Origin of the sequence: Bacteroides mucinivorans (assembly GCF_034654355.2) — a bacterium.
In the GTDB taxonomy this organism is placed as follows: domain Bacteria; phylum Bacteroidota; class Bacteroidia; order Bacteroidales; family Bacteroidaceae; genus Bacteroides; species Bacteroides nordii.
In genome coordinates this window covers 1,750,354-1,763,026 of sequence record NZ_CP178179.1, presented here as the reverse complement: position 1 = coordinate 1,763,026, position 12,673 = coordinate 1,750,354, and the positions used below count along the sequence as shown (strand labels likewise).

Sequence of the window (12,673 nt, the reverse complement as noted above, 5' to 3'; positions counted from 1 at the left end):
GTAACTACCTTCACCCAAAAATTTCTATATATAAGACTCGTAAACCATTTAAAAACAGCACTTACCGAAGTTAGTGCTGTTAAAGATACTAATTTGAGAGCTAATCACAACTTAATTCCGTCGTCTCCATCAATCCATTCTGCTGTTAAAGATACTAATTTGAGAGCTAATCACAACGCTACATAGCCCGTATTCGTGTAATTGACGCTGTTAAAGATACTAATTTGAGAGCTAATCACAACAGTTTGAGGGGAAATGGCTCCGCCCGTCAGGCTGTTAAAGATACTAATTTGAGAGCTAATCACAACACAATCATCGCGAAGTAGAACAGGAAGAAGCTGTTAAAGATACTAATTTGAGAGCTAATCACAACAATGTGAAGGAAAAAACTTTTTTAGTACAGCTGTTAAAGATACTAATTTGAGAGCTAATCACAACCACATCCTTCATGATGTCTAACTAAATGAGGCTGTTAAAGATACTAATTTGAGAGCTAATCACAACTAATATACACACCTCCGTTAATTCCGAACTGCTGTTAAAGATACTAATTTGAGAGCTAATCACAACCAATAGCTCTAATATCCGCTTCCATTCCTTGCTGTTAAAGATACTAATTTGAGAGCTAATCACAACCAATCTTGTCAACGACAGGAGTCAAAGCCTGCTGTTAAAGATACTAATTTGAGAGCTAATCACAACTGATGTAGTTGCATGTCCTTTCGTTTACAGCTGTTAAAGATACTAATTTGAGAGCTAATCACAACTACTATCCCCATCCTTTGTCATGTGGCCTAGCTGTTAAAGATACTAATTTGAGAGCTAATCACAACCCCGGAGTACTCCCGGAATATTCGGGAGCAGCTGTTAAAGATACTAATTTGAGAGCTAATCACAACTTCCTCCGAATTGTAGGATATTGTTGTTTTGCTGTTAAAGATACTAATTTGAGAGCTAATCACAACCTATCTCTTCCCATGTAATCTTCATTACTGCTGTTAAAGATACTAATTTGAGAGCTAATCACAACACATTCCTCAAAGGGTTTCTTCCCCAAAGGGCTGTTAGAGATACTAATTTGAGAGCTAATCACAACATGATAGTAAAGCTTACCTTGAGATAAGGCGCTGTTAAAGATACTAATTTGAGAGCTAATCACAACTATGAGGTACCGAATAGATCCGCCTTCTTCGCTGTTAAAGATACTAATTTGAAAGCTAATCACAACTATGTACCCTGTCCAGTACTTCAAGTACTTGCTGTTAAAGACACTAATTTGAAAGTTAATTACAACATAATACAGACAAAAACAGGTAATAATCGTGCTGTTAAAGATACTAATTCAAAAGCTAATCGCAACCAACATGCCTAATACGTTGCTATGTAATATGCTGTTAAAGATACTAATTCAAAAGCTAATCACAACTTAACCGATAATGCATTATTCAACCCCATAGCTATTAAAACTACTAACCTAAAAAACAATCAATGGACAAAAATACAAATCAACCATATTTAAAAATAGCATTACAAACACCTCTCAATATCTTAAAAACAATATGATCAATTAAAAAGCTCCCACCATATATCCATCTATATTATCCAACTCTTACCTCAATCAAATTAAGAGCCGAAGTACAAACTTCGACTCTTTGTACCATGCCAATCAATAAAATTGAAAGTAAATTACAGAATCAGTAACATCATATTTTCACAGAACTACAAAACAACTAATCTGAAAGTAAGTCACAACTATGTTCACAGTTTATTTAATAGCAATAGAACCCATAAATATACTGAAAACATGCTGAATTGAAGTATAATTCACTTCTATTTTATTCCTATTCAATTAAAATGATACTGTTAGAATGATCCAAAGATATTAATTAAAAACAAGGCACAATTTATAATAGAATTAAAAAAGTCAAAGAACGCTATCAAAGATACTAATTCCAAAAACAGATCACAATCAAACTTACTAAAACGACATTCAACGTTGTTAAAAAACTAAATCAAAAGCTAATCAAAATCTTTAGACAACGTACCATTATTTTCTCACTATTGCCTTCACGGGTTCAAAGATATTAATTTGAAAACTAATCACAACCTAATAAAACGATGTCGTTAAAAATGACGTGCAGTCAAAGATACTAATTTGAAAGCATCACAACAAATATTTATTAATACATACAGAAAAACTCTCCAATCAACAAAACATTCATAAATTTCATTCGAAGCCCTTATTCAGAAAGTTTTTTCATAAAATAAATCCGGCCTTTATTGGTAACCTTCATAATGGTGAAAACTGCCTTTAAATCATCTTTAATCATTGTAGTATACTTTAATTCAAATAATCCCATGTTTTTTGCTTTTTGTGTAGGTTGATTATAAGTGCGTTCACTTTGGCAAAGATAACCGTTATTACGCATCCAAAGAAACAAACGATTTTTACAAATTTCTATGCCATTTCTCTGTAACATCTTAACTATGTGATCTATCGAATAAGAACACCGGGAAACTTGAATAGTATCAGCAAAACAATATTCCGTCATATCTTTTCTAAAATCATAAAAACCAAATAAGATAAGATCTCTTTCATACGTTTGCATCGCTCTACACGCTCCATATTTATAGGTTAGCGGCAATACTTCATCATAAATCCAATCCCGAAACACTCCAGCATCTGATAAATCAGACTTTATTATTAAACAATCTATTTTAGATATTTTACCAAACCGAAAAGACTTAACAATACCATTTCGGTTCGGTATTCCTAAAACAACCGTTTCCTTACAATAGTCTCTAACAGCCTTTACCGGATCAGAGTAACTAAGGGCTTTTGCCACATCGTCCAAACAGAATAATGGTTCAATATTTTCAATCATCATTACTCTCACTCCACCGAATTGTTCATTCCTAAGAATAATCAAATCATTTTTTGCCATTGCTTTTAAATTAAACTCTGCTAAAGAATTTTCTTAATTTCATCGATAACAGATTATTTTCTTATTAGCAGTTAGGATAACCGCCCTTCTATAATTCACAGCCTCTAATTAAATAAAAAATTAACCTAAAAGTTTCTTTACTTAATTAACAGTATGGCAACATTATGTTTTTCTAAAACTATGCCAATCAGAAATAATTACATACACATTATCCAATTCAATGTGACTACATTGAGCTAGATATAGATTTCTATATTTGTTTTTCATAATATAAATTTTATATGTTCACAATATAACAAACACAAACATACAACTTCGAATATAAAATTCAAACAAAAGAGATACCATTAACTATAAATTAACATTACAGAATATCAACGTACTACATTATCCATCATTACATCCATTTGTTAAAACAGTAATTACACGATCACAGAACAAAAAAGCCATTGGAACGTTCCAATTTAAATTAGCAGATAGGATTACAATACTTAATTATATAAAGTCATGAAAATAATAATAGCAATTATCATAGCAATAACTATATTCGCGTTGATAAAGTCAGCAATAAAAGCCAATAAGGCAAAGAAAGAAATAGATGTTGTTTCTCCGCCAGACAATGATGCGGAAAGCAATAAAGAACAAGTAAATAAAAAAGGATAAGAAAAATCAGTTAAAAATCATTACTGATCGTTCCGATAAAGGTTTTCCCTCGATCTGAAAAAGAAATTCCTTCTATTCAAACCGACGAGAACATGCGCATAAACAGAATACCTGTTCATCATCACAAGATACTCATATAACGGTATTTACAGTATAAATCTGATTATTTTTCTGCCCACTCAAGGATCACAGGACTCTTCACATCCACCCCAAACAAATGCGCCTTTGCCAGTATATTGCGTGCCAACTGCGCTTTATACCCTTCAGGAGCATACCTGAAATAAGCTTCTGCCGCTCTTACATGGGCGGCATCATGAATAGGAAACTCCCGTAATTCAGGTATTCCAAACTCTGAAGTATCCAACTCTTTTCGTTCATTCGTTGTCAGCTTATCAGATGACATTTTATGCATTTCACTCATAATGATTCACTTTTATTGTTATACATTACATAACGTAACAGAAAACAGATCCATAAAGATTGACGAATAAAGCAATATTAAGAAACAGGTGAGTATTTTCGAAAAAGAAAAGAAGCATTCTCTCAGAAGAAAAACAAAGAATTAAATAAATCAAAAGGCTAACAAAAAAAAAGGCTATCTATCCCAGACAGCCAATCTTTGTTAACCTTAAATCTAATACTATGAAAAACACAGTACAAAGATACGGACTTTCAGGACATTTGCAAATATTCTGCATATAATTGTAAGAATTATAACATCGTTTAATAGATACCAGAAACTCATTAACACTTCAATAAGATATTCACAAAAACAATAGCCTGTTTGGAAGCTGAATAAGATAAAAACCACTATCTTTGCAACGTTTTATACTGTAAAATAACAATAAACCAAAGATATGATAGCTAAGATTAACCAACTTCTCGAAGAAGTTGAAGCACTGAAAGCCACCAATGCAGAAGAACTTGAAGCACTCCGTATCAAGTATCTCAGTAAGAAAGGAGCCATCAACGACCTAATGGCTGACTTTCGTAATGTAGCGGCTGAGCAGAAAAAAGAAGTCGGCATGAGACTGAATGAACTAAAAACAAAAGCATTAGAGAAAATCAATGCACTGAAAGAACAGTTTGAGAGCCAGGATAATGGTGCATGCGAACTGGACTTGACCCGTTCAGCTTATCCCGTAGAGTTGGGAACACGCCACCCACTCTCTATCGTAAAGAACGAAATTATTGATATTTTCGCCCGCTTGGGATTTAGTATTGCCGAAGGTCCGGAAATAGAGGACGATTGGCATGTATTTTCAGCACTGAACTTTGCTGAAGATCATCCGGCACGTGACATGCAAGATACTTTCTTCATCGAATCACACCCGGATATTTTGCTACGCACACATACCTCTTCTGTACAAACACGGGTTATGGAAGTGTCGCAACCTCCTATCCGTATCATTTGCCCGGGACGTGTATACCGTAACGAAGCTATCAGCTATCGTGCGCACTGCTTCTTTCATCAGGTAGAAGCACTGTATGTGGATAAAGATGTATCGTTCACAGACTTAAAACAAGTATTATTGCTCTTCGCCAAAGAAATGTTTGGTGCAGATACAAGAATCCGTCTGCGTCCGTCATACTTCCCGTTCACTGAGCCAAGTGCAGAAATGGATATCAGTTGCAATATCTGTGGCGGTAAAGGATGTCCGTTCTGTAAACACACTGGCTGGGTAGAAATTCTTGGTTGTGGTATGGTAGATCCGAATGTACTCGAATCTAACGGAATAGATAGTAAAGTATATAGCGGATATGCTCTTGGTATGGGGGTTGAACGTATCACAAACTTAAAATACCAGGTAAAAGACTTACGTATGTTCTCAGAAAACGATACACGATTCCTGAAGGAATTCGAAGCAGCCTATTAAATTTACAATTGGACAATTTACAATTTACGATTAAAAAGACTTTGATTTATCAGTAAATCAGGTAGACATCGAAATTTGTAAATTGTCCAATTTGTTATAAAAGACACAGTCTTAGAAGCAGCATACTAAAAAAAGTTGAAAATTGAAAATTGAAAGTTGAAAATTACTATTCAGCATGATAGCGCAGCCAACTTTCAATTTTCAACTTTTAATTCTCAACTAAATAAGTTCTCAATTTTATGAAAGACAGGCTCGTTACTCCCGGATATTGCCTTATACTAATGGCAAACTTCCTTTTGTATTTTGCCTTCTATCTGATACTTCCCATCCTTCCTTTTTATCTGACTGAGATTTTCCATACCGGAAATGCGGCAATAGGAGTTATTTTGTCATGTTACACCATTGCGTCACTCTGTATCCGTCCGTTCTCCGGTTATTTACTGGATACATTATCCCGTAAACCTCTTTACCTGATTGCTTATTTCATTTTTATTTCCATATTTGCAGGATATATGCTGGCGGGGGTATTGACCTTATTCGTCATGCTGCGCATAGCACACGGATTAGCATTCGGTATGGTCACAGTGGCCGGAAACACGATCGTAATCGACATTACTCCCTCATCACGCCGGGGGGAAGCGGTAGGATACTATGGATTAATGAACAACACAGCAATGAGTTTCGGCCCCATGACAGGACTGTTCATGCACGATGCCTATTCATTTGAAACAATCTTTCTCTGCTCCTTCATTGCAGGAATATTAGGATTTATCGCTGCCTGCCTCGTAAAAACTCCTCCTAAACAACCCGTAAAACGAGAACCGTTATCATTAGACCGCTTTGTATTAATAAAAGGAATACCTGCCGGTATAGCCCTATTACTGCTCTCTATTCCTTACGGAATGACAAGTACCTACGTAGCAATGTATGCCAAAGAGATAGGTATTACACTGAGTTCAGGGCTATTTTTTACCTTTATGGCAATAGGTATGGCTGTTTCACGTATGTTCTCAGGCCGGCAAGTGGATAAAGGGCGCATCACACAGGTTATCACCTTAGGACTATATCTGGTGTCAATCTGCTTCTTCTTTCTTGCTGGTTGTGACAAGCTGATGAAAATAAGCCCCGAACTCACCGAAATGCTCTTCTTTATAATCGCATTGTTATTAGGAGTAGGCTTTGGCACAATGTTTCCGGCATTCAATACCTTATTTGTCAACCTGGCACCCAACAGCCAACGCGGTACAGCTACCTCTACCTACCTCACCTCCTGGGATGTAGGTATCGGTATCGGACTTACAGCCGGAGGCTATATTGCCCAGCTGACTTCCTTTGATATGGCATATCTCTTTGGTGCCTGCCTGACAGTGGTTTCTATTTTTTATTTCAAACTGAAAGTGGCTCCTCACTATCATAAAAACAAATTACGATGAGAAAAAAAGAACGTTATGAGAAAGTAATCGCCTGGTTTCAGGAAAATGTACCCGTGGCAGAAACGGAACTGCATTACAACAATCCGTTCGAACTGCTGATCTCCGTCATCTTGTCTGCTCAATGCACAGACAAGCGCGTGAATATGATTACTCCACCACTCTTTCACGACTTCCCTACCCCGGAAGCATTGGCTGCCAGCACGCCAGAAGTTATATTTGAATATATCCGCAGCGTTTCTTATCCCAATAATAAAGCCAAACACCTGGTAGGTATGGCAAAAATGCTGGTAAAAGACTTTAATAGTGAAGTTCCCGGCACACTGGAAGAACTTGTAAAATTACCCGGCGTAGGACGAAAAACCGCCAATGTCATCCAGTCTGTTGTATTCAACAAGGCAGCAATGGCAGTAGATACCCATGTCTTCCGCGTAAGCCACCGCATCGGATTAGTAGGTGCGAACCATACTACTCCTTTTAGTGTTGAAAAGGAGTTAATGAAAAATATTCCTGCAAAACTGGTACCAATTGCCCATCATTGGTTAATCCTTCACGGGAGATACGTCTGTCAGGCACGTACCCCCAAATGTGACACCTGTGGTTTGCAAATGATGTGTAAATATTTTCAAGAAGCCAAAATTAAGTAGCAAGTAGTCAGAATTAAAGCCAAATGCCTACTAAATTCTAACTACCGACTGGTATATTCTAAAAAATTAATAGTAACTTTGCGGGCACTGAAAAAAGAAAAACTAACACTTTTAAATAATAGAGTATTATGACAATAGACAAATTCAACTTTGCTGGTAAAAAGGCATTCGTTCGCGTTGACTTCAACGTACCCTTGGACGAAAACTTCAACATTACAGACGACACACGTATTCGTGCAGCTCTTCCTACTTTGAAGAAGATTTTAGCAGATGGTGGCAGTGTAATCATCGGTTCTCACCTGGGACGTCCGAAAGGCGTTGCTGATAAGTTCTCTCTGAAGCACATCGTTAAGCATGTATCAGACTTGCTGGGTGTAGAAGTTCAGTTTGCAAACGACTGCATGGGCGAAGAAGCTGCTGTCAAAGCTGCTGCTCTGCAACCGGGCGAAGTGTTATTGCTCGAAAACCTCCGCTTCTATGCTGAAGAAGAAGGCAAACCAAGAGGACTTGCTGACGATGCAACAGATGAAGAAAAAGCTGCAGCTAAGAAAGCTGTAAAAGAAAGCCAGAAAGAATTTACAAAGAAATTGGCTTCTTATGCTGACTGTTACGTAAACGATGCATTCGGTACAGCTCACCGTGCACATGCTTCTACGGCTCTGATTGCTAAATACTTCGACAAGGATAACAAAATGTTTGGTTACCTGATGGAAAAAGAAGTAAAAGCAGTAGATAAAATATTGAATGACATCCAACGTCCGTTCACTGCTATCATGGGTGGTTCTAAAGTTTCTTCAAAGATCGAAATCATTGAGAATCTACTGAACAAGGTTGATAACCTGATTATCACTGGTGGTATGACTTATACATTCACCAAAGCTCAGGGTGGTCAGATTGGTCTGTCTATCGTAGAAGATGATAAACTCGATCTTGCTTTGGAACTGATGAAGAAAGCCAAAGAAAAAGGAGTTAACCTGGTATTGGCTGTTGATGCTAAAATCGCAGACTCTTTCTCTAACGACGCTAATACTAAATTCTGTGCCGTAAATGAAATTCCTGACGGATGGGAAGGTCTTGACATCGGTCCGAAGTCAGAAGAAATCTTCGCTGAGGTTATCAAGAATTCTAAAACAATTCTGTGGAATGGCCCAACAGGTGTATTTGAATTCGAAAACTTCACCCACGGTTCCCGCACAGTAGGCGAAGCTATCGTTGAAGCTACTAAGAAAGGTGCTTTCTCACTCGTAGGTGGCGGTGACTCTGTAGCTTGTGTTAACAAGTTCGGATTGGCCGATGGTGTTTCTTATGTTTCTACAGGTGGTGGTGCACTGCTTGAAGCTATCGAAGGAAAAGTACTTCCGGGTATTGCTGCTATCGAAGAATAATAAAAAAACATCTTCATTATAACATAAAAGGCAGCTCTTTTTTCACACAAAAAGAGTTGCCTTTTTCCTTTTCAATAATGAAAAAACTGCTGTTACTCAGTATATCTGCCCTCTTTATCCTTGCATGTCATAGCGGACCCAAAGAGGCAACCACCACACAAGTCAAGCTTCAACCCGTCACTCTAGGATTGATGCCTACTATGGATGGTTTTCCGTTCATTGTTGCCCATCGGCAGGGCATCTATGATTCACTGGGACTGGAAGTAAATTTAGTACGTTTTAATTCAGCAAATGACCGGGATGCCGCTCTTCAGGCAGGACGTATTGACGGAATGATAACCGACTACCCCAGTACTATATTGCTGCAATCGCATCATCCGGGATTAGCCGTTATAATGGAAAATAACGGATATTTCTGTTTCATATCAAGCAAGAAGAGTGGAGTTAACCAACCAGAACAATTAAAAAAGAAAAATATAGCCACATCCCGCGGAACTGTAATAGAATATGCTACCGACCTGTTTTGTACAAAATACGGCATCAAAGCAGAAGAAATAAACAAGCCTGAGATAGCACAAATCCCATTGCGCCTCAATATGCTGGAATATGGACAAATAGAAGCTTCCTTCCTGCCCGACCCTTTTGCAACCATAGCTATGAACGATGGAAACAAATCCTTGATCAGCACCCGCGAACTGAATATCCATCTCACCGGAACGGCTTTTACAGAGGCTGCACTAAAAAAGAAAAGAGCAGAGATAGCATCACTCATCCAGGGTTATAACCTTGGAGTGAAGTACATACAAACACATTCACCCCAAGAAATAGCAACTCTATTGGCCGAAGAATTCAGAATATCAGAAAACCTCGCCAGGCTTATTCTGTTACCATCTTATACTCCTGCCAGTCGGCCCAACATTCAAGAGATCAGTAATGCCCTTAAATGGCTGAAAGAAAAGAACAGGATACCAGCTCATTACCAGGGAGAAAATCTGATAGATACCACCTTCACAGCTCCATATAAAATACCCTCTTACACCCCAAATACCAGCCAATAAATATTATAAATGCCAAATTTCGTTTATAATAAATAAGAAAGTAACTTCTTTTTGGCATCATTTTTGTTCTACTAACTAAGATAACAGTACAAATACCTTGAAATTATGAACGAAAAAGCCATCAACGAGCAACACATATACATTTGTAATTTAATCGAACAAAAACGGTTAAAAGAAGCTTTAGTGCAACTGGAGTCTTTCCTGTGGCAATGTTCGGATTGGGAGCTCCGCCACCAGCTGGAGCAATTACAAACCTCCTATAATTTCATGTTACAGTATATGAAACAGGGTATAGCCGATCCGGAACGAGAAAAATTATACACAAAACTTCGTGCCAATGCATTAGAAATTGCCGATAAGGGACGTCTGCTAATGCTTGATGACGTGTCAACGCATTTCTATCACATAGTACGCAGTAAGCGTACACAAGAGCTAGCGCCTTATACTACAAGTGTTCTGATGCATGTATTGGAATCTTTTAACGACGATTTGGCAGTCAGCGGATTATTGTCAGACAATAATTTGGATGAAGTTCTGAAAAGACACGAGGAAACACAGAAATTCCTGTTTCTGCAAACCTGGTCGAATAGTAGCTGGACTGTAGAAAATGAAGCCGAAGCACAGGCTATGCTGAAATCAGAACTACTTCCGGTCAATGATTTATGTCTGTTTACCAGTACTGTAATGTTAAGCCTGATGGAGTGCTTTGATCTGCGGAAGTTAATGTGGTTGTTGGATGCATACCAATGCAATAATATACATGTCAGCCAACGGGCATTGATCGGAATTATTTTTGCTTTACACATCTATAATACCCGTCTCGATCTATATCCGGAATTCAGTAAACGTCTGGAACTGGTCAATGAAGAATTCCCATTAGACGAAGATCTCGCACGTATATACCGTCAACTTCTCTTGTGTCAGGAAACGGAAAAAATAGATAAGAAGATGCGCGAAGAGATCATCCCGGAAATGCTGAAAAATGTCTCTTCGATGCGTAATATGAAATTTGGGTTCGAAGAATCTGATGAAGAAAAAGACGATCGGAATCCGGACTGGGGCAATGTGTTCGAGAACTCACCACTAGGCGATAAGTTGCGCGAAATGAACGAACTGCAAATAGAAGGGGCCGATGTATATATGAGTACATTTTCACAATTAAAGAATTTTCCCTTCTTCAAGGAATTACACAACTGGTTTTATCCTTTTGACAGACAACAGTCAAATGTTATCAAAATGATGAGAAAGGAAACCAGTAAAGAAAATAGGATGATAGACATACTCCTGCAATCGGGATTTTTCTGCAGCAGTGATAAGTATTCGCTCTTCTTCACTATGGAGCAATTTCCACAGTCACAACGCAATCTGATCTTCAGCCAACTCACCGAACAACAAGCGGAAGAGTTTGCCGAACAATCTAAAGCTGAAACATTAAAGAGATTTTCCGAACGCCCGGGTACAATCAGTAGTCAATATCTGCACGACTTGTATCGCTTCTTCAAACTAAACATACGCAAAAATGAGTTTAGAGATATATTCAAGGAAAAGATAGAGTTACACAAAATATCAGCATTGAAAAATATCCTGTACCAGGAGGGTATACTGGCCTCAATAGCAGATTTCCACTTAAAAAAAGAACATTGGGCAGAGACTGTTGAACTATATAAAGAAATAGAACAGATGAATGCTCCTCTGAGTACACAGTCGGAGTTTTATCAGAAGTTAGGTTATGCCCTGCAAAAGCAGAAAAAGCTAGAAGAAGCCATTGCTGCCTACCTGAAAGCAGATACCATCAAACCGGATAATGTATGGATAAACCGCCACCTGGCGAGTTGTTACCGTCTGTTACGTAACTTCACAAAGGCATTGGAATATTACCGGAAAGCCGAAGAAGCTTTACCAGAGAATCATAATATTGTATTTTATATCGGTAGTTGTCTGGCCGAATTACAACAGTATGAAGAAGCACTAAATTATTTCTTCAAACTTGATTTCATGGAAAATGATTGTATCAAGGCATGGAGAGGTATCGGCTGGTGTTCATTCATCAGTGGTAAACTGACGCAAGCTACCAATTATTATAATAAGGTAATAGAGAAAGCCCCACTTGCAGTAGATTATCTGAATGCCGGACATGTAGCATGGGTATCCGGAAATATAGAAAAGGCAGCAGAACTCTATGCCCGTTCCAAAGAGACGAGCGGAGATCAGGAAATATTCCTGGATATGTTCAACAAAGATAAAGCCTATCTCATCAAACAAGGAATAACGAAAGAGGATATCCCACTGATGCTGGATTTGTTATAATTCACCGAGAGGGTTCAATAATAAAATCAACTATTATTAAAACGCAGATTAACATTGATTTACGCAAAGAATAAATTATATTGGAGATAATTAGTGTTCATCTGCGTTTCTAAAGTTGCATATTGATAGTTTCCTTCGGCTTTTGACATACCTATAGCAAGTCAAACGTTAACTTATGGCCTTTATTCCCAAAAAAAGATATAATACAGCAAATAAACAGCCTTACATAGTGTGATATCCCAAAAGAATGCCGTTCTTTGCAGTACGAAACAATAAGAGGTTTATAATAATTTGCTTTCATATATGTATCTCCTCAGTTATCCACATTGAGTATTTCCATTCTGATTACTTTTTCTCAAAA

General features: G+C 37.7%; 9 protein-coding genes and 1 CRISPR repeat array. Of the genes, 7 read left to right on the top strand and 2 right to left on the bottom strand.

The window, feature by feature from the left end; genetic code table 11:
- Positions 1–75: 75 nt before the first annotated feature.
- Positions 76–1,426: a CRISPR direct-repeat array (repeat unit 36 nt; unit sequence GCTGTTAAAGATACTAATTTGAGAGCTAATCACAAC).
- A gap of 814 nt (positions 1,427–2,240) precedes the next feature.
- Positions 2,241–2,945 carry a phage antirepressor gene (locus VCM39_RS06115; protein WP_289291407.1) on the bottom strand — a complete coding sequence of 235 codons (705 nt, stop codon included), beginning with the start codon at positions 2,943–2,945 and terminating at the stop codon, positions 2,241–2,243.
- Between the two features lie 507 nt (positions 2,946–3,452).
- On the opposite strand from VCM39_RS06115, the gene VCM39_RS06110 reads away from it, so the two are divergent.
- The gene (locus tag VCM39_RS06110; RefSeq protein ID WP_289291409.1) at positions 3,453–3,608 is read left to right on the top strand and encodes a hypothetical protein; all 156 of its coding nucleotides are present in this window, start codon (positions 3,453–3,455) and stop codon (positions 3,606–3,608) included.
- A 163-nt stretch (positions 3,609–3,771) separates the two neighbouring features.
- On the opposite strand, the gene VCM39_RS06105 is transcribed toward VCM39_RS06110, so the two are convergent.
- The gene (locus VCM39_RS06105; protein ID WP_221649810.1) at positions 3,772–4,029 is read right to left on the bottom strand and encodes a hypothetical protein; all 258 of its coding nucleotides are present in this window, start codon (positions 4,027–4,029) and stop codon (positions 3,772–3,774) included.
- 436 nt (positions 4,030–4,465) lie between these two features.
- On the opposite strand from VCM39_RS06105, the gene VCM39_RS06100 reads away from it, so the two are divergent.
- The 6 genes from VCM39_RS06100 to VCM39_RS06075 all read left to right on the top strand — a co-directional run bounded on the left by VCM39_RS06100 (position 4,466) and on the right by VCM39_RS06075 (position 12,312).
- A complete protein-coding gene (locus tag VCM39_RS06100) occupies positions 4,466–5,485 on the top strand; it encodes a phenylalanine--tRNA ligase subunit alpha (protein ID WP_322933323.1) in 1,020 nt (339 codons plus the stop codon).
- A gap of 239 nt (positions 5,486–5,724) precedes the next feature.
- Positions 5,725–6,918, top strand: coding sequence for an MFS transporter (locus VCM39_RS06095; protein WP_221649812.1), 1,194 nt, complete (start codon positions 5,725–5,727; stop codon positions 6,916–6,918).
- Positions 6,915–7,562, top strand: a complete 648-nt coding sequence (gene nth / locus VCM39_RS06090) for an endonuclease III (protein WP_195349066.1) — start codon at positions 6,915–6,917, stop codon at positions 7,560–7,562. Before VCM39_RS06095 ends, nth begins: the two co-directional genes overlap by 4 nt.
- Positions 7,563–7,687: 125 nt before the next feature.
- The gene (locus tag VCM39_RS06085) at positions 7,688–8,947 is read left to right on the top strand and encodes a phosphoglycerate kinase (RefSeq protein ID WP_323674004.1); all 1,260 of its coding nucleotides are present in this window, start codon (positions 7,688–7,690) and stop codon (positions 8,945–8,947) included.
- 77 nt (positions 8,948–9,024) lie between these two features.
- On the top strand, positions 9,025–10,005 hold the full coding sequence (locus tag VCM39_RS06080) for an ABC transporter substrate-binding protein (protein WP_322933321.1): 981 nt from the start codon (positions 9,025–9,027) through the stop codon (positions 10,003–10,005).
- A 105-nt stretch (positions 10,006–10,110) separates the two neighbouring features.
- Complete coding sequence (locus VCM39_RS06075) at positions 10,111–12,312, top strand: tetratricopeptide repeat protein (RefSeq protein WP_221649814.1); 2,202 nt, start codon at positions 10,111–10,113, stop codon at positions 12,310–12,312.
- Positions 12,313–12,673 lie beyond the last annotated feature (361 nt).